This is a genomic window from Caulobacter sp. SL161, from assembly GCF_026672375.1.
Classification (GTDB): domain Bacteria; phylum Pseudomonadota; class Alphaproteobacteria; order Caulobacterales; family Caulobacteraceae; genus Caulobacter.
In genome coordinates this window covers 2,431,358-2,455,789 of the sequence record NZ_JAPPRA010000001.1, presented here as the reverse complement: position 1 = coordinate 2,455,789, position 24,432 = coordinate 2,431,358, and the positions used below count along the sequence as shown (strand labels likewise).

The window sequence follows — 24,432 nt, the reverse complement described above, 5'->3', positions numbered from 1 at the left end:
GTTATGAACGACCCACGCGACATCCAAAGCGCCCGCGAAGACGCGAACGCTCAGGCCGCCGCGCGGCCTGTTGACTGTCGTTTCTCGGGAAATCCCGTTCGTTCGGCGCACCCCGGCCGAGCGATGAACGACTGCGCCGGGCAGGTCTCCTGGCTCACGGGTCAATGCTTCTGGGCGTCGCCTTCCCAGGCCCTTGCGGGCCCAGTGGCATATGACGCGAAGCTCGCCGCTTACAGTTGCGGGGGCAGCCGAGGTCTTCAACCTCGTTCCCTTTTAATCCTCTTTCGAGGAGCCTGACGCGTGGCCAGAGCTACATGCGGCGCCGCACACGGTCAATGTGGAGGTTGGGTAACGGGTTTGGGGCTCGGGCCTGGGTACGGTTCACGACCCGTTGCGGACGGTTGAAAATCCTCCCCCAAGAGGGGGAGGATCTGGTCTCCTCACCCCCTTCACCGACATTGGCGACGTCCGCTTCAGAACATGCGCTCTGGACACCCCAATCCCCGGCGTCGCACGGGGATCGTCGCCTCCCCGTCCCAACACAATCAACGCCTTAGCCCGCCAACCGACGGGGTCATCCAGAATCGACGCATCTCCCGCCAAACCACCCGCACAATGATCCCACCTCGTCGCGAGGAAAGGGCGCATGGCCAGCGACCATCGTGGCGGCGGGGGGCGGTCGAGCGGGGACAGGTTCGAGGGGGATACTCGAACGGTCCGGGGCTGAGCTTGCTGGGCTCACCCGCCCGCCGTCGGCGTGGTTGAGGGCAAAGGGATGTGTCTTAGCCTGGATTGGCTCGTCCTCCTCGACCGTCGGGCGTCTGGGAAACCAGGGGCTCGGGTCCCGGTAAGGCCTGAACAGGGCCACCTGACGGGACGCTGGCGAATAACGGCTGCGCGGAGCGTCGGGCTTCGTCGAAACGGTATCTACAAACTCACACTCCGGACGAACGTCCGGCGCTCCGCGTCCCTTTCCAGACCTTCAGCGGCCGGCCGCGTGAAGCGGCGGCGTCGTGCTCATATCGAGGAACAGGCTAGCGCTGGCCGGATATTCCTCGCACACTCGTTTGAAAGCGCGATCAACGGCGCGGGGAGAAGTTTGAGTATGTCCGAGGCCCAGTCTCCTCAAAAGGCGTCATCGTGGACGCTGGCGGCGTTCGCCGCGCCCTGTATTCCGGTCGCAGCCATGGGCCTGCCGCTCGTGGTCTATCTGCCCGAATACTACATCAATTCCCTGGGTCTCTCGCTGACCGTGGTCGGTTCGGCGTTCCTGATCGTCAAGTTGATCGACATCCTGTTCGACCCGCTCTTCGGCGGCCTGCTGGATCGAACCCGCATGCGGATGGGCCGTTTCCGTCCGTGGATGCTGATCGGCGCGCCGATTCTGACCGTAGGCTGCTATGCGTTGTTCATGGCCAAGCCTGGCGTGGGGTCGCTGTACCTCTGGTTCTGGCTGTCGGTGCTGTACGCTGGCTATTCGATCGTCGTGCTGTCCCAAACCGCCTGGGGCGCGGTGCTGTCCAGCGACTATCAGCAACGCTCGCGCATCTATGGCTGGTGGCAGGGCGCCAATGTCGTCGGGATGATCCTGGTGCTGTGCCTGCCGCCCTTCATCACCGGCGTGCTCAAGGGCGACCATATCGACAGCGTTCGGGCCATGGGCTGGTTCATCGTCATCCTGCTGCCGATCACGGTGCTGCTCGCCGTCATGACCGTGAAGGAGCCGGCGGCCCCGCCCCAGCACGGCAAGACCGGCCTGGCGCAATACTGGCGACTGCTGATGCGCCCCTCGGTGCAGCGTCTGCTGTTCGCCGACCTTCTGATGGGCCTCGCCCCCGGCATCGCCGGCACGCTGTTCCTGTTCTTCTTCGAGCGGATCAAGGGCTTCGACAAGACCCAGGCCGGCGTGCTGCTGCTGGTCTATTTCCTGGCCGCCCTGGCCGGCGCGCCGCTCTGGCCGATGCTGGCCAAGAAGCTGGGTAAGCACAAGGCGCTCGTCGTCGCCGCCGTCGTCTACGCCTTCGTCCAGGTCGCCGCGGTGTTCATGCCCGCAGGCAGCTCGGTGATGGGCATGTTGCTGCTGGTGCTGGCCGGCCTGCCCTACTCGGCCGCGCCGGTGCTGGTGCGCTCGATGATGGCCGATATCGGCGACGAGGAGCGTCTGGAGAGCGGCGTCGACAAGACAGGCCTGCTCTACGCCATCGTCACCGGCACGGTGAAACTGGGCTATGCGCTGGCCGTGGCGGTGTTCATCGCCCTGGGCTGGATGGGTTTTGATCCCAAGGTGTCCACGCCCGAAGGCGACGCGGCCCTGATCGGCATGTACGCGATCGCGCCGGCCGCGCTGGGACTGGTGGTCGCCGCGATCATGATGCGCTATCCGCTGGACGCGACCCGTCTCGCCGAAATCCAGCGCCAGCTTGCGGCGCGGGATGCGGCGGCGGCGGACGCCTCCAAGTCCTCAGCCCCGTCGGATTCGCATGTCCCCTCAAACGCCGCCCTTGGCCCCGCCGAGTGACGACCAGCACCCGCTGTTCGCGCTGATCGAGATCATGGCGAAGCTGCGGGACCCTGAGGGCGGCTGCCCGTGGGACCTGGAGCAGACCTTCGCGGCGATCGCGCCCTATACGGTCGAGGAGGCCTATGAGGTCGCCGACGCCATCGAGCGCGGCGACCTGTCGGACCTGAAGGAGGAGCTGGGCGACTTGCTGCTGCAGGTCGTGTTCCACTCGCGCATGGCGCAGGAGCAAGGGGCCTTCGATATCGCGGACGTGGCCCGCGCCATCTCCGACAAGATGATCCGCCGCCACCCGCACGTGTTCGGCGATCACGCCTATGAGACCCTCTCGGACCAGGTCGCCGGTTGGGAGCAGTTGAAGGCGCAGGAGCGCCAGGCCAAGGCCAAGACGGGCGTGCTGGACGACGTGCCGACCGGCCTGCCCGCCCTCACACGCGCGGTGAAACTGACCAAGCGCGCCGCCCGCGTCGGCTTCGACTGGCCGACGGCCCATGAAGTGCTCGACAAGCTGCGGGAGGAGACCGACGAGATCGCCGTCGAAATCGCAGCCGGCGATCTGGCCAAGGCGCGCGAGGAACTGGGCGACATCCTGTTCGTCTGCGCCAACCTCGCCCGCAAGCTGGACGTCGATCCCGAGGACGCCCTGCGTGCCACCAACGCCAAGTTCACGCGCCGCTTCGGCTTCGTCGAGACCGAACTGGCCAAGCGCGGCAAGACGCCCGATCAGTCAGATCTCGTCGAAATGGACGGGCTCTGGAACGACGCCAAAGCTGCGGAGAAAGAGCGCTGATGGCGCGGATCGCCATCACTTCGGACCACGCCGGCCTTGAGCTAAAGGCGAAGCTGGCGACGTGGCTTGAGGCCGGTGGCCATGAGGTGACCGACCTCGGGAGCCGCGAGGGCGAGCAAGTCGACTATCCAGACTACGGCTATGGCCTGGCCGAGCACATCGCCGGCGGTCGATCAGAATATGGCGTCGCGCTTTGCGGGTCGGGCATCGGCATCTCGATCGCCGTCAACCGGCATCCCGGGTGCCGGTGCGCCTTGGTCAGCGATCCGGTCGCCGCGCGCCTGAGCCGAGAGCATAACGACGCCAACGTCATCGCTATGGGGGCGCGCCTTGTCGAGATCGACATGGCCAAGGTTTGCTTAGAAGCGTTTCTAGCGACCGATTTCGCGCATGGTCGTCACGCCCTGAGGGTCGAGAAACTCGGAGTCCCGCCTGCCGCTATAACGACTTCACAGCCGCGCTGACCTGCGCGCCCGGAAACTGGCGCTCGAACCGCCCCAGGGCCTGGGCGTCGAGGCGGGCGACCAAGGTCACCTCCCCGCCTGGGCCGTCATAGCGGCTGAGCACGCGGCCGTTGCGATAGATCCAGGCCAGGGCCTGCCCGTCGTGCGCGGCGAGACTCACCTCAACGGGAGGCGAGTCATCAATGAGGCCCGCGATCCGGCGCAGCAGGGCTTCGCAGCCCTCGCCCGTGACCGCCGAAACCGCCGAGGCCTCGTTCCGACGCGCCTGCCCCTCGACGATCTCGCGATCGTCTTCCGACAGCAGGTCAACCTTGTTCCAGACCTCGACGACGGTTTTGCCCTCGTCGAACGTGACGCCCAGTTCGGAGAGCACCGTTTCAACGTCGCGAGCCTGCGCCTCGCTGTCGGGATTGGCGACGTCGCGAACGTGCAGAACGACGTCGGCCTCCTGCACCTCCTCAAGGGTGGCGCGGAAGGCCTCGACCAGCTCGTGCGGCAGGTCGGAGATGAAGCCCACGGTATCGGACATGATCGCCGGGCGGCCGTCCGGCAGCTTCACGGTCCTCAGGGTCGGATCCAGCGTGGCGAACAGCATGTCCTTGGCCAGCACCTCGGCCTCGGTCAGGCGATTGAACAGCGTGGACTTGCCCGCGTTCGTGTAGCCGACCAGCGCAACGGTCGGATACGGAACCTTTTTGCGGGCGCTGCGGTGAAGCGTGCGCGTTCGCCGAACCTCCTCCAGCTCCTTCTTGAGCTTGAGGATCGTGCCGGCGATCAGGCGGCGGTCGATTTCGATCTGGGTTTCGCCCGGGCCGCCGGTCGAGCCGGTGCCGCCGCGCTGGCGTTCCAGGTGGGTCCAGGTCCGCACGAGGCGCGAGCGCTCATAATCGAGCCGGGCCAGCTCGACCTGCAGACGGCCCTCGCGAGTCCGGGCCCGGCGCGCGAAGATCTCGAGGATCAGGCCTGTGCGGTCGACGACCTTCACCTCCAGCGCCTTCTCGAGGTTGCGCTGCTGGATCGGCGTCAGTTGGTCGTCGAAGACGGCGACATCGATGTGCTCGACCTCGCAGATGGAGGCGAACTCCTCAACCTTGCCCTTGCCAAACAAGGTGGCGGGCGTGACGACGCGCAGAGGCGCGACCAGCGCCTCGACGACGTTGAGATCAAGCGCCACCGCAAGGCCGACGGCCTCCTCGAGCCGGGCGTTGGGATCCCGGGCTTCGAGGGCGGCCTGGCCCCGCAGAGGGCGTGCGGGATGGATCACGAGCGCCTTCAGGATCGGCGCGGCGTGGTCAATCGACTTGGAACTGGATTTGGACAAACGGCTCTAGGGTCAGTCGTCGGCGTCGGCGCTCGGCTCATAGAGCTGAACGGGCTGAGCCGGCATGATGGTGGAAATGGCGTGCTTGTAGACCAGTTGCGACTGGCCGTCGCGGCGCAGCAGCACGCAGAAATTGTCGAACCAGCTGACCACGCCCTGCAGCTTGACGCCATTGACGAGGAAGATGGTGAGCGGCGTCTTCGACTTGCGAACGCTGTTCAGGAAGGTGTCCTGAAGATTTTGCTTCTTTTCGGCGGACATACGGGGGTTCCCCTCTCATTGTTCTCGGAGGGCCACACGCCCCCCACACAAACAAGGTCATGCTAGAGGATTTTTCGCCGAAAGCGACACGCCCGCAGCGAAAAATTCCATCCAGCCTTGCGACCGAAAGCCGCCAACCCCGGAGATTGTTCCGATGTCAGACAGCTTTCTGGCGCGCCCGTTCGATATAGAGAGCCCGCAGCCTTTTCGCCACCGGGCCCGGCTTTCCGTCGCCCAGTTGCACGCCGTCCACCTGAACGATCGGGGTCACCAGAGAGCCCGCGCCGGTGATGAAAGCCTCACGGGCGGCCTGGGCCTCGGCGATGGTGAAGGGCTTTTCGTTGATCACCATGCCGCTCTCGCGGATCACGTCCAGCAGCGTATAGCGGGTCACGCCGCGCAAGATGTTGGCGTTGGTGTCGCGGGTCCGCAGGGCTCCCTCGGCATCGACGATCCAGGCGTTCGACGACGCGCCCTCGGTGACCAGGCCCATGTCGTCGACAAACCACGCCTCGATCGCGCCGCGCTCACGAGCGGCCTGCTTGGCCAGGGCGTTGGGCAGCAGGCCGATCGACTTGATGTCACAGCGGCCCCAGCGGTTTTCCTGAACCGAGATCACAGAAGCGCCCTGAGCCGCCTTGGCCTCGCTGGCCGCACGGTCCAGCGACCGCGCGGTCACCACCACTGACGGAAGGACCGCTGGGTTCGGGAAGGCGTGATCTCGCCGCGCCACGCCCCGCGTCACCTGCAGATAGCAAAGCCCTTCACGCACCTTGTTGCGCCGCACCGCCTCGCGCAGGACCATCGTCAGGGCGGCCTCGCTCATCGGATGGGCGATACGCAGCTCATCAAGACTGCGCCACAGGCGGGCGAAGTGCCCTTCGGCGTCCGCCAGCTTGCCGTCGAATACCGCCCAGACCTCGTACACGCCGTCGGCCAGCTGATAGCCGCGATCCTCGATATGCACCGCCGCCTCGCCGTGGCGAACAAACCGGCCATTCACATAGGCGAAACGCGACATCTACTCTTCCTCATCGCCCCGAGCGCCGGAAACGCCCAGGGACTTCAACTTACGGTGCAGGGCGGACCGCTCCATGCCGATGAAGTTCGCCGTCCGCGAGATATTGCCGCCGAACCTCAGGATCTGGGCGTTGAGGTACTCGCGCTCGAACAGCTCGCGCGCCTCGCGCAGCGGCAGGGCGATGATCCGCTCCGCCCCGATCGCGCCGGCGTTGCCCGCGCTGGGCTGCTCGGCGCCTGACAGCATTTCGGCCGTGATCACGTCGCCGGGCTCGCCCGACGCCAGGATCAGCATGCGCTCAACGTTGTTGCGAAGCTGGCGAACATTGCCGGGCCATGCTTGGACCTGAAGCGTCGCCAGAGCATCCTCACCGAGGCGCCGGCGCGCCAGACCCGTCGCCTCGCTGATGCGCTCGACGAAGTAGTTGATCAGTTCCGGAATGTCCTCACGCCGCTCGGCCAGACCCGGAACGCGCACGGGCACGACATTCAGCCGGTGGAAGAGATCCTCACGGAACCGCCCGGCGGCGATCTCGTCACGCAAGTCACGCGAACTGGACGAAATGACGCGCACATCCACCTGAACGTCATTGTCGCCGCCCACCCGGCGGAAGCGCTGCTCCACCAGAACCCGCAAGATACGGCCCTGGGTCTCGCGCGGCATGTCGGCGACCTCGTCGAGATACAAAGTCCCGCCGTGAGCCCGCTCAAACACGCCGATCTTGCGGGGGCGGCCGCCCTCGCCTTCCTCGCCAAACAACTCGACGTCCAGGCGTTCGGGCGCCATGCCGGCGGCGCTGACCGCCACAAACTCCTGACGGGCGCGCGTGCTCGCTCCATGGATCAGCCGCGCGACGAGTTCCTTGCCCGCGCCGGGCGGACCGGAGACCAGAACGCGACTGTTGGCGGGGGCCACCTTCAGGATCAGCTGCCGCAGAGCCTGGGCCGGGGCCGATTTGCCGATAAGGCCGTCCGGAGACAGGGTCTGCGCACGAAGCCGACGGTTCTCCCGGCGAAGCCCCGCCGCCTCGAGGGCGCGCTCGACAATCAGCAAAAGCCGGTCCGACTTGAACGGCTTTTCGAGAAACTCGTATGCGCCGCGCTTGATGGCGCTGACGGCCGTCTCGATGTTGCCGTGGCCCGAGATCATGATGACCGGCAGATCCGCGTCCAGCGCCTTGACCATGTCGAGCAGCTCAAGCCCGTCCATGCCGCCGCCCTGCATCCAGATATCCAGCACCAGCAAAGCGGGCTTGCGCGCCCGGATCGCGGCCAGGGCCTGGTCAGAGTCGGCGGCCGTGCGCACAGCGTAGCCTTCATCCTCCAGGATGCCGGCGACGAGATCCCGAATGTCGGCCTCGTCATCCACCACAAGAACGTCGGCGCTCATATCATCTCCTCAACGCCACTCTGGGCCGCGACGGGCAGACGCGCGGTCGTTGGAAACTTCATCACGACGCGCGCGCCAGGCGGCTCGCGCGCATCGACGAGGGCCAGGCTGCCGCCGTGGTCCTCCATGATCCGCTTGACGATGGCCAGGCCAAGGCCCGTGCCCTTCTCGCGGGTGGTCACATAGGGCTCGGTCAGGCGGTCGCGGTCCTTGGCGGGCAGACCCACACCGTTGTCCTCGACCGTCACGCACAGCTCATCGCCTTCACAGACGAGGGTCGCGGTGATGCCTCCTTGGAGTTCAGGCTCGTTGGCGCGCCGCGCGCCGACCGCCTCGCCGGCATTCTTCAGGATATTGGTCAGCGCCTGGCCGATCATTCGTTCATCGCTGGTGATCCAGACGTCGCCATCGCCGGGCTCCTCCAGTCTGACCTCAATCTCGGCGTCCTGGAACCGTTGGGCGAAGACAGCCTGCCGCAGCATCTCCGTGAGGTTCGAAGGCTCGAAGCGCGGCGCGGGCATGCGAGCGAACGCCGAGAACTCGTCGACCATGCGCCCGATGTCGCCAACCTGCCGGATGATGGTGTCGGTGCAACGATCGAAAGTCTCCAGGTCGCTTGCGATCTCCTTGCGGTACTTCCGGCGAAGACGTTCCGCGGATAGCTGGATCGGCGTCAGCGGGTTCTTGATCTCATGGGCGATCCGCCGGGCGACGTCCTTCCAGGCCGCGTTTCGCTGGGCCGCCACCAGACGGGTGATATCGTCGAAGGTCAGAACGAGCCCTTCGGCGAAATGGCCGGCCGCCCGCACGCGGAGCCGACGCGTCTCGCCCTCGCGCATGATGTCGACCTCGACGTCCGTGTCGGGCCGGCTTTCCGAGAGCGAGGTCATGACCGTTTCGAACTCCGGCGCCAGCGCGATGAGGTCCACGCCGAGTGCGTCATCCGGCAAGCCCAAAAGCGCCACAGCGCGCCGGTTGACCGCCGAGATCTTGCCGCGATCATCGAGGCTGACCACGCCCGCGCTGACGCCCGAAAGCACTGTCTCGATGAACTGACGGCGGCTTTCGGCGTCCAGGCTGGCGGCCTTCAGCGCGGCCTGCTGGAGCTGGAGTTCGCTGGTCATCATGTTGAAAGCGTTGGACAGCGCTCGGATTTCCTCTGGCCCCCGCTCGACTTCCACACGCGCGTCGAGATCGCCGCCTGAGACGCGCCCGGCCGCCTCGACCAAGCCTGCGACAGGCCCGGCGATGGAGTTCGCCGCCGCGATGCCCACCCAGATGGCGGCCACCAGCACAAGCAGGGCCGTCTCCAGATAGCTCAACCCGAAGATCGCCTGGATGCGGCCGCGACTGCGCTCGGCGTCGCGATAGGAGACCAGGGCGTCCTGAGTTTCTATGAGGTGGTTGAGAATGCCCTTCTCGATCGGTCGAACGACGTAGAGATAGCCGTCGTCGAACCCCTTGAGCTTGTAGAGCGTGCGGAACAGATCCGTCGATACAAAGCGCTGAGCGCTCGCCTCGCCGCCGTCCGCCCAATCGAAACTTGCGGGCGGCGGCGCCAGGAAGGGTGGCGCGCCTTCCGCCTCGGTGCGGGCCAGAATCCGGCCGTCGCGATCGAGCACATAGGCGGCCGAAAATCCGTTGTCCTGCGTCAGGCCGGCCAGAAAATGACCGAAAGCGACTGGCGACTGCGCCAGCGCCGGAGCGGCCTGGTTCAGGCTGGCCGCCATCGGGCCGATATGCTCGGAAATATAGTTCTTCTGCTGTTCGACGTAGGAATTGGCGACCTTGGCCGAGTTGCCGACCACGGTCTGGACCCGCTCACTGAACCAGCCATCGACGCCGCGGTTGACCAGCACGCCGAAGAACAGGGCGACGATGACGGCAGGCGCCACGGCCGCCAGCGAAAACAGACCTACAAAGCGCAGGTGCAGGCGAGCGCCTGCGTCGCTGGCCCGTGCGTCGATCAGCTCATACAGCCGCAGGCCGACGATGGTGGCGACGCCCAGAATGAGCACGAGATTGAAGCCGAGCACCACCAGGATGACGGTGCTGGCGGCGCCGATCGAGTCGGTGCGCGGTGGCGAAGACGCCAGGGCGACACCCGTGACGGTCAAGATCACCGCCAACGCATATCCGCCGCCCATCAGATAGCGCGACCGCAACACCCCCCGCCACCAGGCCCGGCTAAACCGGGTCGGCGGGCTATCGGATCCCGTCGCGTAAGCCACTGAAGACATCGCTCACGAGTTTAGGAGCGTGTGGCTCAAATTCAACAGTTATGTGCCGCGAAAGCTGCAGCCGTCAGCGACGACCGCGGGTCATCTCCACGCCAAGGTCCTGGATCTTCTTGCGCAGCGTGTTGCGATTGAGGCCCAGAATCTCCGCGGCGCGCACCTGGTTGCCGCGCGTCGCCGACAGCGTCAGCTGGATCAGCGGCCTCTCCACCTCCTCCAGAATCCGATCGTAGAGCCCCGGCGCCGGGACGCCGTCAGGCTGATCGGCGAAGTGCGACGCCAGATGACGCTCCACCAGAGTCGAAAGCGTCACAGGCCCTTCTTCGGCCCGTACCGCAGGCGCGTGATCCTGCAGCTCCCGGTCCACGATGCGGGATGTGATCAGCTCTTCGGCGTAGAGCGCGCACATCCGACGCATCAGGTTTTCGAGCTCGCGCACGTTCCCCGGCCAGGGATGACTCTTCAGACGGTCCAGGGCGCCTTGGTCGATGGTCTTGGCCGGCAGGCCCTCCCGCGCGGCGCGAAGCAGGAAGGTGCGCGCCAGATCGGGGATGTCTTCGGCGCGATCGCGTAGCGGCGGCAAGCGGACGGGCGCGACGTTCAGGCGGAAGAAGAGATCCTCGCGGAACAGGCCCTGCTGGATCAGGCCGCGCAGGTCGCGATTGGTCGCGGCGATGATGCGTACGTTCGGCCGACGGCCGGTCTTCGGGTTGATCACCGGCTCGGTGCCATCGATCACACGAAGCAGACGCGTCTGGGCGTCCAGGGGCATGTCGCCAATCTCGTCTAGGAACAGCGTGCCGCCGTCGGCCTCGACCAGCCGGCCGTTGTCCCCTTCGCCGCGTCCGAACAGCTCGGCCTCGACCCGTTCGCGCGGCACGGCCGCCAGGTTGATGACCACGAACTTTCCGTCGCGGCGACGGCCAAGCTCGTGCAGGGCGCGCGCCACCAGTTCCTTGCCGGTGCCGCTTTCGCCAAGGATCAGAACGGTCAGATCCGCTCCAACCAGACGCGCGATGGTGCGGTAGACCTCCTGCATCGGCGCCGAACGCCCGATGAGCGGGAGGCGCTCATCACGCATGGCCCGCGCCTGGGCCTTGGAGGCCTCAGTGTCCGCCGGCCGCGACAAGGCGCGCCGCGCCGCAGCCGTAACGTCATCGAGGTCGAACGGCTTGGAGACATATTCGAACGCGCCCGCGTCGGCGGCGTTAACGGCCGTCAGAAGGGTGTTCTGCGCGCTCATGACGATGATAGGAAGCTTCGGCCGCTCTTTCCGGATCCTGGGTAGAACGTCGAAGACGTTCTCGTCCGGCATCATCACATCGGTCACGACGAGGTCGCCCTCGCCGTCGGTCACCCACTTCAACAATGTCGTGGCGTTACCCGTGGCGCGGACCTGGTAGCCCAGGCGGGTGAAGGCTTGACTGAGGACGAGACGGATTGAGCTGTCGTCGTCGGCGATCAGGATTTTCTTGCTCGCGGCGTTCATGCTCGGACGTCTCCGGAAGCGGCTTCAGGGGCAACAGGCAACAAGACGCGGAAGACCGTTCGGCCGGGCTCCGATTCAAAATCGATCAGACCGCCGTGGGCGGTGACTAATTTTGTGACCAAAGCCAGACCCAGCCCCGTGCCGTTCGACTTGGTGGTGACAAACGGCTGGAAGAGATGATCGCGCAGCGTGGCGGGCACGCCCGGTCCGTTATCGATCACACGCACCTCGATCGGCGCGCCGCTCGTGGCTTTGCCATCAGCACCACGGACACGGACGCCGGGCCGCCAGGCCGTGTGGATCGACAGCACACCACGGTCGTCGCCACGCATATGGGCGGCCTCGGCGGCGTTCTTCATCAGGTTCAGGAAGATCTGGATCAGGTGATCCTCATCCCCCCAGACAGGGGGCAGCGAAGGGTCGTAGCTTTCCTTCAGCGTCAGGCCGTCTGCGACGCCATTGGCAACCAGCGCACGCACCCGATCCAGCACCTGGTGGATATTGACAGGCTCACGCATGGTCGGAGCCTGCTCCGAAAACGCCTCCATGCGATCCACGAGACGGCGGATCCGATCGGTTTCGTCGACAATGAGTTGCGCCAGGGGCTGGTCGACGGCGCTGGCGCCCGTCTTCAAGAGCTGCGCGGCGCCGCGAATACCGGCCAAGGGGTTCTTGATCTCGTGGGCCAACATCTTGCCAAGGCCGACGACGGAGCGAAGTCCGGCCGCATCGGCGCTGCGGTCCACGCCCAGGACACCCTTCACGTGCAGGGTCAGAAGAACCGAGCCATCTCCCAATGGCACGGCCGCGCCGTCCGCCTCGAAGGGCGGTTGACCGAAGAGATTGACCTCGACGCCGTGCTCGCGAACGAGGCAACCCTCGAACACTGCGCGATCCAGCAGCGACACCAGCACCGACCCGGGCGGCAGCGCTGCACGGAACCGCCCGCGCGCCAGAAGCGACAGACCGTGGCCGAACAAAGCCTCTGCGGCCTCGTTCACGGCGACAAGACCGCCGTCGTGATCGACGACCAACGCAGGCTCGGGGCTCAGGTCGAAAGCTGCAGCTTTCAGTGCTTCGGTGGCCACACCACCCAGAACGCGGGCGCGGTCGGTCATGCGGCCCGCCTCCCCTCGGCTAGCCAAAGCGTGCGGAGAGCGCTTTCCACGGCGACGGGATCTTCAAGGCGACAGAGGCTGGCGCGCGCGGCCCTTCGCGCTTCGGCGGTTTCTGGCCAAGGCGCAGCCTCGATGTACGACGCCAGATGCTTGCGGAACATCTTCAAGCCCAGCCGCTCGCCATAGAACGACAGGCTCCGTCGGAAGTGAGTGATGGCGATGGCCAGACGCTCTTCCGCCTCCGGCTCCTGGAAGCCGCGCCCCTCCAGCGCCGCCTCGATCGCGCCCGCGATCCAGGGGCGGCCATAGACGCCTCGGCCGATCATCACGCCGTCGGCGCCGGACTGCTCCAGCGCCTGTCGCGCGGTTTCACCGTCGACGATATCGCCATTCACAAGGACCGGCACAGAGACAGCCTGCTTGACCGCCGCCACCGCCGTCCAATCCGCGACGCCCTTGTAGAACTGGTTGCGCGTGCGCCCATGCACCGTGACGGCCTTGGCGCCGGCGGCTTCGGCGCGCCGCGCGATGTCAGGGGCGTTCAGGCAATCGATATCCCAGCCCAGCCGCATCTTGACCGTCACCGGAACATCCACGGCCTCTACGGCCGCCGCGACGAGGGCTTCGGCGAGGTCAGGCTCACGCATCAGAGCCGAGCCGCAGGCCGCGCCAGCGGCGACTTCCTTGGCTGGGCAACCAAAGTTCAGGTCGATGATCTCCGCGCCGGCCTCCTGGGCCATGCGCGCCCCCTGCGCCATGAAGTCGACGTCGCGCCCCACCAACTGGATCACCGTGAGCGGCAAGCCCTCGCCGACGGCGGCGCGGCGCACGACGTCAGGACGCCCTTTGGCGAACTCGGCGCTCGCAACCATTTCGGTGGCCACATAGGGCGCGCCAAGCGCCGAGGCCGTTTCTCTGAAGGGCAGATCCGACACGCCGGTCATGGGCGCTATCCACACCCGGCCCGGAACCTCGACGCCACCGATATCGAGCGCTTTGCTCATTTTGTAATCATCCCCACAGCTACGTTTTTAGGCATATTGTGCAGCGCAGTAAAGCCCGGATCGACTGGACAAGCGGCGCGGCCAGACTAAACAGCCGCCATGACCTTCTCCGTCGTCATCGTCGCCGCAGGCTCCGGAACCCGCGCCGGGCCGGGCCAAGCCAAGCAATGGCGCGTTCTGGCCGGTAAGCCCGTCCTGCGCTGGTCGGTGGAGGCGTTCCTGGCGGCGGGCGCGGCCGAGGTCGTGATCGTCACCACGGCGGACGGCGCAGCCTTCCTCCCGCGCATCCTGGAAGGCCTCCAGGGCTGGCGCTCGACTCTGGGCGGCGCGACTCGGGCGCTATCTGTCCAGGCAGGCCTTGCCGCCCTGTCCGAGCGCCCGGACGCTGAGCCGGTGATGATCCACGATGCGGCTCGCCCCTTCGTGTCGCGCAACGTGATCCTCGCCTTGCTCGGGGCGCTGTCCGACGCCGACCTCGCCCTGCCCGCCCTCGCCGTCGCCGACACCTTGAAGCGACAGGCGACCGGCGAAGCGGCACAGACCGTCTCGCGCGAGCACCTGTGGCGCGCGCAGACACCGCAAGCGGCGCGTCGCGATACGCTCATCGCCGCCTATGCCGCCTGGACCCATGGAGACCCCACCGACGACGCCCAGGTCGTCGAGGCGGCGGGCGGGCGCATCGCTTTGACCGCGGGTGACCCGCTTCTCACGAAACTGACCTATCCAGAGGATTTCGCCATGGCCGAACATCTCGCCGGCGTCGCGCGCGTCACCCGTGTCGGCCAAGGCTTCGATGCGCACCGCTGGGGCCCTGGCGAGGAGGTCTGGCTCTGCGGCGTTGCGATCAAGCACGACGAGACCCTGGTGGGGCACTCGGATGCCGACGCTGGCCTGCACGCGCTGACCGACGCCATCCTTGGCGCGATCGGCGAAGGCGACATCGGCGACCACTTCCCCCCCACGGACCCCAAGTGGAAGGGCGCCGCCTCCGACCAGTTCCTCAAGCACGCAGTCGATCTCGTGACCGCCAAGGGCGGTGCGCTGGTCAATGTCGACGTGACGCTGATCTGCGAGCGCCCCAAGATCAAGCCGCACCGCCAGGCCATGCGCGAGCGACTGGCCGAGATTCTCTCGATCCCCGTCGACCGCGTCAGCGTCAAGGCGACCACTACCGAGAAGATGGGCTTCACCGGCCGCGGCGAAGGCCTCGCCGCCTCGGCCGTCGTCGCGGTCGAGACGCCGGCCTGATTAGGTTAGTCTCAACGCCCGCGAGACCGGAGGCTCTCATGTTCCCCCTCGAAATCCAGACCCTGTCACGCCTGCTGATCGACGAGGCCCGCGCGCGGTCCCTCCGACTGGTGACAGCGGAAAGCTGCACCGGCGGGCTGGTCGCAGGCGCGATCTGTTCGATCTCCGGCGCCTCGGACGTCTTTGAGCGCGGCTTCGTGACCTACACCAACCGGGCGAAGTCCGAGATGCTGGGCGTCGCCGGGGATCTCCTCGCCGACTATGGCGCGGTTTCGGAGCCCGTGGCGCGGGCGATGGCGGAAGGTGCCTTGAGAGAGAGCAACGGCCATGTGGCGGTCGCGATCACTGGCGTCGCCGGTCCGGGCGGCGGCACACCGATGAAGCCCGTCGGGACCGTCCATTTCGCCGTGGCGCGGGCCAACCGCTCGGTGGCGCACCGCCACGAGCGTTTCGATGGCCAGACGCGTGAGGCCGTGCAACTGGCCGCCGTCCTTACCGCGCTGGAGATGCTTCGCGAAGCCGTCGCCTAGGCGCCGTGCAGTTGCTGCGCGCGCGCCTCGAAGCAGGCGATCAGCTTGCCCGCCGCGCGGTCCACGTTCGCGGCCAGCATGGCGTCTAGCAGCGCGGACTTGAACGCAAACTCGATGACGAACTCGACACGGGTCGCATCGCCCTCGGGCATAAAGCGCCAGCCATTGCTAAGGCGCTTGAACGGGCCATAGAGCAGGCTGACATCGATCGATCGGGCGTCTTTGTCACGACGAACGCGGGTCGCGAACTTCTCGCGCAGAAACGAGAAGCCCACCTGGGCTTCAGCGTCAACAGTGCTCACGGGCCCATCGACGCGACCATTCCAGGTGCGCATGCCCGTGATCCAGGGCACGAACTTCGGATACGCCTCGACGTCTCCGACCAGCTCGAACAGCTGGTCGGGCGTATAGGGCAGCACCTTCGTAACGACGTGACGGTGCAAGGCTTAGGCGGTACGAGCGTCGAGGGCGCGCCGCGCGGCCTGCAACTTGGCGAAATCCTCGCCGGCGTGGTGCGACGAGCGGGTCAGCGGACTGGACGACACCATCAGGAAGCCCTTGGCCCGGGCGATCGCCTCGTAGGCCTTGAACTCTTCAGGCGTCACGAAACGGTCGATCGCCGCGTGCTTGCGGGTGGGCTGCAGGTACTGGCCGATGGTGATGAAGTCGACGCCCGCCGAGCGCATGTCGTCCATCACCTGCATGACCTCTTCCTTGGTTTCACCCAGGCCGACCATCAGGCCCGACTTGGTGAACTGCGAAGGGTCCCGCTGCTTCACGCGGTCCAGCAGGCGGAGCGAATTGTAGTAACGCGCGCCAGGACGGATCTTGAGGTAGAGCCGCGGCACGGTTTCGAGGTTGTGGTTGAAGACGTCCGGCTTGGAGTCGATGACGACGTTCTCGGCGCCCTCCTTGCGGAGGAAATCCGGCGTCAGAATCTCGATGGTGGTGCCCGGAGCGGCGGCCCGGATGGACGTAACGACCTCGGCGAAGTGACGCGCCCCCCCGTCCAGAAGGTCATCGCGATCCACCGAGGTGATGACCACGTGCTTGAGGCCCATCTTAGCGACGGCCTCGGCCACGCGGCGCGGCTCATCCGGATCCAGTTGTGTCGGCAGGCCCGTCGTGACGTTGCAGAAGGCGCAGGCGCGCGTGCAGATCTCGCCCATGATCATCATGGTCGCGTGCTTCTGGCTCCAGCACTCGCCGATGTTCGGACAGGCCGCTTCCTCGCAGACCGTGTGAAGCTTGTGCTCGCGCACAATGCCCTTGGTCTCGTTGTATTGACCCGAACCCGGCGCGCGCACGCGCAGCCACTCCGGTTTGCGAAGCACCGGCGTATCCGGGCGGTTCTGCTTTTCGGGATGGCGCGCCGCCCGGTCTTCCGAGCCGCGAGCCTTCAGCGTGTCGATCACCGTGGCCATGGCGCCTAAATCGGTCTTCTTGCCCTCCGGATCAAGCGCTTGATCTTGCGTAAGCTCACAAGGCGCGAAATGACTGGAGCGTATGCGTCGCCGTCTCCTCGCAGCCGTCCCGGCTATCGCGCTCAGCCTGGTCGTCTCCGCTTGCGGGGACGGGGCCTCTCGCGCGCCGTTTGCAGAGAGTCGAACGCCGCCGGCCCTGACCGCCCGCTTCTATCCGCCGCAGGGATGGGCCTGGGGATACATCCAGTCCGGCGACGGTCCAGTGCAGCGCTACGGCGTCACCGCGCCGCCGGTGTCGTCCCGAGGAACAATCCTGATCCTCACCGGTTATGGCGAAACAGCGGAAAAGTGGTTCGAAACCGTGTCGGCCCTCACGCGGCGCGGCTTCACCGTCTGGGTCCTAGAACGTCAGGGACAGGGCGGGTCTGAACGACTGACGCCGTGGCGTGACCTTGGCCACATCGACAGCTTCGATCCTGACGTCGCGGTGGTCAAAGCGCTGGTCAATACTGTGATCCGCCCCAAGGGCGGGGCGCGCTTCGTCGTCCTGGGACATGGTGAAGGCGGTTTAGTCGCGCTGCGAGCGGCGCAGACAGGTCTGCCCATGGACGCCCTTCTGCTCTCATCCCCGGCGTTCGACCTGAGCGCCCTACCCCGGCCCCGCTCTGATTTCGCCAGATTTACGCCAGCGCTGAGAACCCTCCGACTGGGCTGGATCCGCTCTTCAGACCAGAGAGGCTGGCGTCGAGACGGTCTGGACGGCAAGGCTGCGGGCCTCACCCACGACGCCGACCGCGGCAAGGTGCAGGCCGCCTGGATGCTGGCCAATCCGGATCTTCGCATGGGCGGGCGGAGCCTGGGATGGTTCGCCGCGTTCTTCGACGCATCAGAGGCCGCCGCGCGCGATATTGGCAAGGCGACCGTCCCCGTCCTGATGCTCAACGCCGGCCGTGACCGCGTCGTTACCGCGAAGGCTCAAACGCGCCTCTGCAGAGACATGAAGGCCTGCCGCGAGATCCGCTACGCTGGAGGCGCGCACGACCTGCACATGGAATCGGACGCCGTTCGAGTCCCTTGGCTCACTGAAGTTGCGAAGTTCGCAGCGCCCGATGCGCCGCCAAAACCCAGTCCGACGAAGGATCAAGGTCACGGATTGTGACTCTTCCTTGCAAAGCTGGACCTTCCTCGGCAGACTCGCCGTTTAACGAACGAGAGCGCCCACCGCTCATCGGGGAGGTTTCGCCGGGATGCCGGTAGCTTACGACGTGCGGAACGGCCAAAAGGCCATCTTCGACGCCCTCATCGACGCCCGCGACAAGTTCGGCGCAAAGAAGCCGATCCTGGAGGACCAGGATCGCAACCCGCTGACCTATACGGATCTGATCCGGGCCAGCTTTGCGCTCGGCCGCAAGATCGCCGCCATGACCAAGCCTGGCGAGCATGTCGGCGTGCTGCTGCCGTCGGGCGCGGGCTCGGTGGTCACCTTCTTCGCGCTACACGCCTTCGGGCGCGTGCCGACGATGCTGAACTTCACGGCCGGCATCCGGAACATCAAGGCCGCCTGCAAGCTGGCCAAGATCAACCGCGTGCTCACCGCGCACAAGTTCATCGAGCTTGGCAAGCTGCACGACATCGTCGATGCGATCGCCGAGCAGGCGCAGGTGACCTATCTGGAAGACGTGCGGGGCACGATCGGCCTGCCGGACAAGCTGTTCGCCGCCGCAGCCGGCATGTTCCCACGCCAGTTCCGGGCGCCGGCCAAGCCCTCGGACAAGGGCGTGGTGCTCTTCACCTCTGGCAGCTTCGGCGCCCCGCGCGGCGTTGTGCTGACCCAGGAGAACCTGGTCCAGAACGCCATGCAGGTCGCGGCGCATATCGAGCTCGACCCGGACTGGGTGATGTTCAATCCCCTGCCCGTCTTCCACTGTTTCGGCCTGACCGGCGGTGTGATCCTGCCGATCCTGACCGGCATGAAGGCGTTCCAGTATCCCTCGCCCCTGCACACCAAGCAGATCCCGCCGCTGATCAAGGACGCCAAGGCCTCGATCCTGCTGGCGACCGACACCTTCGTGAACCAGTACGCTCGCGCGGCGGAGTCCGACGAGCTTTCGGGCCTGGAGTTCGTGGTCTGTGGCGCCGAGAAGGTTCGCGATGAGACCCACACCCTGATCAAGGAGCGCTTCGGCGGCGTGCCGCTGCTCGAGGGCTACGGCGCGACCGAGGCCTCGCCCGTGATCGCGGTGAACAAGCCGACCGACAATCGCCCCGGCACCGTCGGCGGACTGCTCCCGGGCCAGGAGGTGCGGGTCGAACCGGTCGAGGGCATCCCCGAGGGTGGACGCCTGTTCGTGCGCGGTCCGAACATCATGGCTGGCTATCTGCGCGAGGACGGCGGCGTCGACGCCCCTGAGGGCGGCTGGCATGACACCGGTGATGTGGTCATCATGTCCGACGACCAGTGGATCACCATCAAAGGCCGCGTGAAGCGCTTCGCCAAGATCGGTGGCGAAATGGTCTCACTGACCGCCGCCGAAGACCTCGCCGCAGCAGTTTGGCCGGACGGTCGCCATGCGGTGATCTCGATGCCGGACAAGAAGAAGGGCGAGAAGCTCATCTTGGTCACCGATCGCCACGACGCTGACGTCGCGCCGCTTGTCGCGCACGCTCAGACGATCGGCGCGCCCGAGCTGGCGGTCCCGCGCAAGATCCTGAAGGTCACCGAAGTGCCCGTGCTCGGCAGCGGCAAGACGGACTATGTCGCGATCCAGCGCATGGCGGAAACCGACACGCAAGCGGCCTGAGTAAGCTCCGGCGGCTAGAAGGACGCGCCGAGCGCTTCAAGCTCGCCGCGGAAGCCCTGCTTGCGAGCGTGCGTCGCCCGCAGATCGGCGACGAAGCTCGCGTGGTCAGGATACTCGCCGAAGTCACCGACCATGACGGCCAGGGACTCGGCCTCCAGCAACTGGCGCGCGGCGTCGCTGTAGCGTGTCGCGACGCCGTAGGTCAGCACATGTTGGATCGAGGCGCGCAGCAGCAGCGTGGCCGCCAGAGGATAGCCTCCCTCTAGTCGCCGCGCCGCTTCGGTGATCAGGATGTCGTCCGCACCGTTGATCTCGCCCGAGCGGGAAAGGACCAGACGCGAGGCCGCCGCGAAGTCCGGCCACGACACGAAGAACGCCAACGCTGTGTCAAAGCGCGGGAAGCGTCGCGCGACCGCCTTGGCCTGATCCTCGGCCTCGACGTCGTCGAAGTCTGGAAGGCCCTTCAGGTAGGTTCTCAGAAGCGGAATGGAGAGCGTGCGCTCGAACTCCGCCCAGCGGCGCTGTTGGGCCTCCTGACGATGTCCTGTGGCCTCCAGCGCCTCCAGCATCACCTCTTCCCATGCGGCGCGCTCCTCGACGGACGTGGGATGGCGTCCCCGCGCTTCGCCGGGCGCGCCGGCTTGCAGGGTGGCCAAGGCGTCTTCGCCACGGCCCGCCGCAAGCAGGCGCCGGGCGATCTCGGCCGAGACCAGCGGCGTGCGGCGAAGCTCCGGCGCGAAGGTCGCCTCGAAGGCGTCGATATCGCCGCTGGCGTCGGCCAGGCGCCGCAAGGCGTCCTTGTAGACCGCCGCCATGGGATCTGCGCCGCGCAGGCGCTTGGCGTTCATCGCCAGAACGGTTTCCAGCACCTGCCGCAGATGGGCCCGCCCCTGAGGCCCCATGGCGGAAGCCAGGGCGCTGGCCAGCGATCCCATCTGGGCGTGATAGTCGGTCGCCAGGATCTTGGCGGTCCGCTCCGCCAGAGTGATCGGCTCGGGCACGGCCTTCTCGGCGATGGCGCCGATGGAGTCGCGAGCCGCCAGGAAGACATCGCCGATCGGCCCATCGGGTTGGCTCAGGCGATCCAGGGTCGGAGACGCCAAGTCCAGCAGATCGAGCATGAGGCTGAGCGCGGCGGTCGCATCGTCCTCGGCCAGCCGCTCGATCATCCGGCGATGGAGGTCCAGATCACGGGCGAAAGCCGGGCGCTTGCGCCAATGGATCCGCGACGAAGACTTGCCGATCGTCGCCAGGCGCTTGGAAATCTCCAGCGCCAGGCCTTCGGCGCTGGCCTCGGCGAACAGCTCCAGCCGCAGCACGCGCTTGACGTGGCTGTCGCTGGCGAGGTCGAGCAGGATGGCGGCGAGCCGTTCCGCGCCAAGATCGGCCAGATTGGCCTCGGAAAGGGTCGTCTTCGCCCCCTCACGGACCTTCGGCTTGTCACCCGCTGTCGCGGCGGCCTTGCGCGCCATCCAGACTCCCTAAGCTGCCTTAGATGTGCAGCACGCGTCCGTAGGCGTCCAGAGCCGCCTCGTGCATCGCTTCCGACATGGTCGGGTGAGCGTAGACGACGCCGTGCAGGTCTTCCTCGGTCGCTTCCAGGGTGATGGCGGTGACGAAGCCCTGGATCATCTCGGTCACTTCGTGGCCGATCATGTGCGCGCCGATCAGCGCGCCCGTCTTGGCGTCGAACACGGTCTTGACGAAGCCCTCGGTCTCGCCCGCCGCCACGGCCTTACCGTTGACGCGGAACGGGAAGCGGCCAGCCTTGACCTCAATCCCTGCGGCCTTGGCGCCGGCTTCGGTATAGCCCACCGAGGCGACCTGCGGATTGGCGTATGTGCAGCCCGGGATCGGCGAGTGGACGTTGGGCGTCTTGTAGCCGGCGATGGCTTCAGCCGCGTGGATGCCCTCGTGGCTGGCCTTGTGGGCGAGCCACGGCGCGCCGGCGATGTCGCCGATGGCGTAGAGCCCGGGCACATTGGTGCGGCAATGCTTGTCGGTGACGACGTGGCCGCGATCTAGGCTGACGCCCAGGGCTTCCAGACCGTCATTGTTCGGCGCGATGCCGACGGCCACGATGCACTTCTCGGCGGTGAGCTGCTCGATCTTGCCGCCAGCTTCCACGGTGACGGCCACGCCGTCCTTGGTCTTCTCGATCTTGCTGACCTTGGCGCCAACGCGGAACTTGATACCGCGCTTCTCGAACGCCTTCTGGGCGGCCTTGGAGACCTCTTCGTCCTCGACCGGCATGATGCGGTCGATGGCTTCGACGACGGTCACTTCGGCGCCCAGGGCGCGATAGAAGCTCGCAAACTCGATGCCGATGGCGCCCGAGCCGATCACGACCAGCGACTTCGGCATCGACTTCGGCGCCAGGGCGTCGCGATAGGTCCAGATCTTGTCGCCGTCAGAGACCGCGCCGATGGCCGGGATCTCGCGGGCGCGAGCGCCGCTAGCCAGGATCACGTTCTTGGCCTGCACGGTGCGGCTGCCGCCGGCCTTCAGGGCGACGACGACCTTAGGGGCCGGCGCGCCCTTCTCGAGCTTGGCCTCGCCTTCGATCACCTCGATCTTGTGCTTCTTCATCAGGAAGGCGATGCCGCCCGACATGTTCTTGGCCACGCCACGCGAGCGCTCGATGATCTTGCCGAAGTCGAACGAGGCCTTCTCGACCGACAGGCCATAGCCGCCCAGGTGCGACAGCTGCTCGTAGACTTCGCCGGACTTCAGCAGCGCCTTGGTCGGGATGCAGCCCCAGTTCAGGCAGATGCCGCCCAGGTTCTCACGCTCGACGATGGCTGTCTTCAGGCCCAGCTGGCTGGCGCGGATCGCGGCCACATAGCCGCCAGGACCGGCGCCGATGACGACGACATCGAATTCCGTGGACATGTTCTTCTAACCCTGATTTTGGCGGCCGCACGAGGGAGCGCGCGGCGCCGATCGACCAGTCTGCAAACCGGTCTGGGAGAAACTAGAGCAGCGCTTCGACCGCGACCTTCAGGTCTTCCGGCTTCACGGTCGGCGCGAACCGATCGACGACCTGGCCGTCCTTGCCGATCAGAAACTTGGTGAAGTTCCACTTGATCGCCTCGGTGCCCAGCACGCCCTTCTGTTCCTTCTTGAGGAACTTGTAGAGCGGATGGGCGTCGGCGCCGTTGACGTCGATCTTGCTCATGACCGGGAAACTCACGTCGTAGGTCAGCGAGCAGAAGTTCGCGATCTCGGCGGCGTCGCCCGGCTCCTGAGCGCCGAACTGGTTGCAAGGGAAGGCCAGCACCGTGAAGCCACGATCCTTGTGCGCCTTGTAGAGCGCCTCAAGGCCCTCGTACTGAGGCGTGAACCCGCACTTGCTGGCGGTGTTCACGATCAGCAGAACCTGCCCGCGATAGTCGGCCAGGCTCACGTCCTGGCCGTCCAGCGTCTTGGCGGAATAGTCGTAGACCGACATGGCCATCCCCTCCCCGCGCCCTGATCAGACGATCAGGGTCAGCGGTTCTTCGATCAGCGGCTTGAAGGCCGCCAGGAACTTGGCGCCGACCGAGCCGTCGACCACGCGGTGATCGCAGGTCAGGGTCACGGTCATGACCGTCGCCACGGCCAGTTGGCCGTTTTTGACGACCGGACGCTGCTCGCCCGCGCCGACGCTCATGATCGCGCCCTGCGGTTCGTTGATGATCGAGGCGAACGACTTGATGCCGAACATGCCGAGGTTCGAGATCGAGAAGGTGCCGCCCTGGAATTCCTCGGGCTTCAGCTTCTTGTCCTTGGCGCGCTGGGCCAGGTCCTTCATCTCAGCCGAGATCTGCGCCAGGCCCTTGGTTTCAGCCTTGCGGATGATCGGCGTGATCAGGCCGCCATCGACCGCCACGGCGACGGCGATGTCGGCGTGGTGGTGCATGGCGATGCCTTCCGGCGTGTAGCTGGCGTTGGCTTCGGGCACCTGCTTCAGGGCCACGGCGGCGGCCTTGATGACGATGTCGTTCACCGAGACCTTCACGCCCTGCTTCTCCAGCAGGCTGTTGATCTTGGCGCGCGCCGCCAGAAGGGCGTCGATCTCAAGATCGATCGTCAGCGGGAAGTGCGGGACGTCGCGGAAGCTCTCCGTCATGCGACGGGCGATGGTCTTGCGCATGCCGTCCAGCGGAACGAGGTCGTAGGAGCCGGCAGGGATGCCCATCTGCTCCAGCGACTGGGCCTGACGCGGCGCGGCGGCGGCCGGGGCGGCGGCGGCAGGCGCCGAGGCCGGAGCGGCCTTGGCGGCCGGCGCGCCCGACTTGGCGGCTTCAACGTCGGACTTCACGACACGGCCGTGCGGGCCCGTGCCCTTGATGGCCTTGAGGTCCAGACCGGCGGCCGAAGCCAGACGGCGGGCCAGCGGCGAAGCCAAAACGCGCGAACCGTCAGCGGCGACCGGCGCGGCCGGCGCCGGAGCGGCCGGGGCGGCGGCGGGAGCCGGCGCAGCAACGGCGGCCTTCGGGGCTTCAGTCTTCGGTGCCGGCGCGGGGCTGTCGCCCTCGCCCGCCAGCTTGGCGATCAGGGCGTTGACCTTGACGTTCTCGGTCCCGGCCTCGACCAAGATGGCCTCGACCACGCCTTCATCGACGGCTTCGACTTCCATCGTCGCCTTGTCGGTCTCGATCTCGGCGATGACGTCGCCGGCCTTGACGGTGTCGCCGACCTTGACGTGCCACTTGGCGAGGGTTCCCTCCTCCATGGTGGGCGACAGGGCGGGCATCAGGATGTCGATCGACATTGAGCTTGTTCCTCAATCCTTCGGGACGGTCGCGAACCCTTTCGTCTGCGAGGGCCGGCGT

General features: G+C 66.5%; 22 protein-coding genes, 1 pseudogene and 1 riboswitch. Of the genes and pseudogenes, 8 read left to right on the top strand and 15 right to left on the bottom strand.

Translation table 11 applies throughout. The features are described from left to right. Positions 1-122: 122 nt before the first annotated feature. A riboswitch (cobalamin riboswitch) is annotated at positions 123-312 on the bottom strand. 350 nt (positions 313-662) lie between these two features. Continuing rightward, positions 663-851 (top strand): hypothetical protein, encoded by a 189-nt coding sequence (locus OVA11_RS11970; RefSeq protein WP_268067600.1) that lies wholly within the window; start codon positions 663-665, stop codon positions 849-851. Here the strand turns inward: OVA11_RS11970 and OVA11_RS19820 are convergent. Beyond that, a pseudogene (locus tag OVA11_RS19820) lies at positions 783-1,004 on the bottom strand (hypothetical protein); the annotation flags it as partial. The gene OVA11_RS11970 and the pseudogene OVA11_RS19820 overlap by 69 nt on opposite strands. Before the next feature lie 101 nt (positions 1,005-1,105). On the opposite strand from OVA11_RS19820, the gene OVA11_RS11965 reads away from it, so the two are divergent. From OVA11_RS11965 to rpiB, 3 genes are read left to right on the top strand one after another with little or no spacing between them, the layout of a single operon-like run. Beyond that, the gene (locus OVA11_RS11965) at positions 1,106-2,518 is read left to right on the top strand and encodes an MFS transporter (RefSeq protein ID WP_268067599.1); all 1,413 of its coding nucleotides are present in this window, start codon (positions 1,106-1,108) and stop codon (positions 2,516-2,518) included. Beyond that, positions 2,481-3,308 (top strand): nucleoside triphosphate pyrophosphohydrolase, encoded by an 828-nt coding sequence (gene mazG / locus OVA11_RS11960; protein WP_268067598.1) that lies wholly within the window; start codon positions 2,481-2,483, stop codon positions 3,306-3,308. The genes OVA11_RS11965 and mazG overlap by 38 nt, the downstream gene beginning before the upstream one ends. Then, positions 3,308-3,772, top strand: a complete 465-nt coding sequence (gene rpiB, locus OVA11_RS11955; protein WP_268067597.1) for a ribose 5-phosphate isomerase B — start codon at positions 3,308-3,310, stop codon at positions 3,770-3,772. Before mazG ends, rpiB begins: the two co-directional genes overlap by 1 nt. On the opposite strand, the gene hflX is transcribed toward rpiB, so the two are convergent. From hflX to dusB, 8 genes are all read right to left on the bottom strand, one after another. Continuing rightward, positions 3,747-5,093, bottom strand: coding sequence for a GTPase HflX (gene hflX / locus OVA11_RS11950; protein WP_268067596.1), 1,347 nt, complete (start codon positions 5,091-5,093; stop codon positions 3,747-3,749). The two genes, rpiB and hflX, sit on opposite strands and share 26 nt — an antisense overlap. Before the next feature lie 12 nt (positions 5,094-5,105). Further along, positions 5,106-5,354 (bottom strand): RNA chaperone Hfq, encoded by a 249-nt coding sequence (gene hfq, locus OVA11_RS11945; protein ID WP_010919613.1) that lies wholly within the window; start codon positions 5,352-5,354, stop codon positions 5,106-5,108. 157 nt (positions 5,355-5,511) lie between these two features. Beyond that, positions 5,512-6,375 carry a D-amino-acid transaminase gene (locus OVA11_RS11940; RefSeq protein WP_268067595.1) on the bottom strand — a complete coding sequence of 288 codons (864 nt, stop codon included), beginning with the start codon at positions 6,373-6,375 and terminating at the stop codon, positions 5,512-5,514. Beyond that, positions 6,376-7,764 (bottom strand): nitrogen assimilation response regulator NtrX, encoded by a 1,389-nt coding sequence (gene ntrX / locus OVA11_RS11935; RefSeq protein ID WP_010919611.1) that lies wholly within the window; start codon positions 7,762-7,764, stop codon positions 6,376-6,378. Continuing rightward, on the bottom strand, positions 7,761-10,004 hold the full coding sequence (locus OVA11_RS11930; protein ID WP_268067594.1) for a sensor histidine kinase NtrY-like: 2,244 nt from the start codon (positions 10,002-10,004) through the stop codon (positions 7,761-7,763). Before OVA11_RS11930 ends, ntrX begins: the two co-directional genes overlap by 4 nt. Positions 10,005-10,068: 64 nt before the next feature. Next, positions 10,069-11,490, bottom strand: coding sequence for a sigma 54-interacting transcriptional regulator (locus OVA11_RS11925; protein ID WP_010919609.1), 1,422 nt, complete (start codon positions 11,488-11,490; stop codon positions 10,069-10,071). Further along, the gene (locus tag OVA11_RS11920; RefSeq protein ID WP_012640317.1) at positions 11,487-12,608 is read right to left on the bottom strand and encodes a two-component system sensor histidine kinase NtrB; all 1,122 of its coding nucleotides are present in this window, start codon (positions 12,606-12,608) and stop codon (positions 11,487-11,489) included. Before OVA11_RS11920 ends, OVA11_RS11925 begins: the two co-directional genes overlap by 4 nt. Then, positions 12,605-13,612 (bottom strand): tRNA dihydrouridine synthase DusB, encoded by a 1,008-nt coding sequence (gene dusB / locus OVA11_RS11915; RefSeq protein WP_268067593.1) that lies wholly within the window; start codon positions 13,610-13,612, stop codon positions 12,605-12,607. The genes OVA11_RS11920 and dusB overlap by 4 nt, the downstream gene beginning before the upstream one ends. A 99-nt stretch (positions 13,613-13,711) precedes the next feature. On the opposite strand from dusB, the gene OVA11_RS11910 reads away from it, so the two are divergent. Then, a complete protein-coding gene (locus tag OVA11_RS11910) occupies positions 13,712-14,860 on the top strand; it encodes a bifunctional 2-C-methyl-D-erythritol 4-phosphate cytidylyltransferase/2-C-methyl-D-erythritol 2,4-cyclodiphosphate synthase (RefSeq protein WP_268067592.1) in 1,149 nt (382 codons plus the stop codon). Between the two features lie 38 nt (positions 14,861-14,898). Then, entirely contained in the window at positions 14,899-15,390 is a 492-nt protein-coding gene (locus OVA11_RS11905; protein WP_010919605.1) for a CinA family protein, read from the top strand. Here OVA11_RS11905 and OVA11_RS11900 read toward each other — a convergent pair. Both OVA11_RS11900 and lipA read right to left on the bottom strand, forming a co-directional pair. After that, complete coding sequence (locus OVA11_RS11900; protein WP_096033278.1) at positions 15,387-15,833, bottom strand: type II toxin-antitoxin system RatA family toxin; 447 nt, start codon at positions 15,831-15,833, stop codon at positions 15,387-15,389. The genes OVA11_RS11905 and OVA11_RS11900 overlap by 4 nt on opposite strands. Before the next feature lie 3 nt (positions 15,834-15,836). Next, positions 15,837-16,814 (bottom strand): lipoyl synthase, encoded by a 978-nt coding sequence (gene lipA, locus OVA11_RS11895; RefSeq protein ID WP_096033277.1) that lies wholly within the window; start codon positions 16,812-16,814, stop codon positions 15,837-15,839. An 82-nt stretch (positions 16,815-16,896) separates the two neighbouring features. On the opposite strand from lipA, the gene OVA11_RS11890 reads away from it, so the two are divergent. Together OVA11_RS11890 and OVA11_RS11885 are read left to right on the top strand one after the other, a co-directional pair. After that, on the top strand, positions 16,897-17,973 hold the full coding sequence (locus tag OVA11_RS11890; protein ID WP_268067591.1) for an alpha/beta fold hydrolase: 1,077 nt from the start codon (positions 16,897-16,899) through the stop codon (positions 17,971-17,973). Between the two features lie 88 nt (positions 17,974-18,061). After that, on the top strand, positions 18,062-19,615 hold the full coding sequence (locus OVA11_RS11885) for an AMP-binding protein (protein WP_268067590.1): 1,554 nt from the start codon (positions 18,062-18,064) through the stop codon (positions 19,613-19,615). Between the two features lie 14 nt (positions 19,616-19,629). Here the strand turns inward: OVA11_RS11885 and OVA11_RS11880 are convergent, their stop codons facing one another. The 4 genes from OVA11_RS11880 to OVA11_RS11865 form a co-directional block, all read right to left on the bottom strand. Beyond that, the gene (locus OVA11_RS11880) at positions 19,630-21,087 is read right to left on the bottom strand and encodes a DUF6880 family protein (RefSeq protein WP_268067589.1); all 1,458 of its coding nucleotides are present in this window, start codon (positions 21,085-21,087) and stop codon (positions 19,630-19,632) included. Between the two features lie 19 nt (positions 21,088-21,106). After that, a complete protein-coding gene (gene lpdA / locus OVA11_RS11875) occupies positions 21,107-22,507 on the bottom strand; it encodes a dihydrolipoyl dehydrogenase (RefSeq protein WP_096033274.1) in 1,401 nt (466 codons plus the stop codon). 82 nt (positions 22,508-22,589) lie between these two features. Then, entirely contained in the window at positions 22,590-23,072 is a 483-nt protein-coding gene (locus OVA11_RS11870) for a glutathione peroxidase (protein WP_268067588.1), read from the bottom strand. 18 nt (positions 23,073-23,090) lie between these two features. Beyond that, entirely contained in the window at positions 23,091-24,371 is a 1,281-nt protein-coding gene (locus tag OVA11_RS11865; protein ID WP_268067587.1) for a pyruvate dehydrogenase complex dihydrolipoamide acetyltransferase, read from the bottom strand. Positions 24,372-24,432 lie beyond the last annotated feature (61 nt).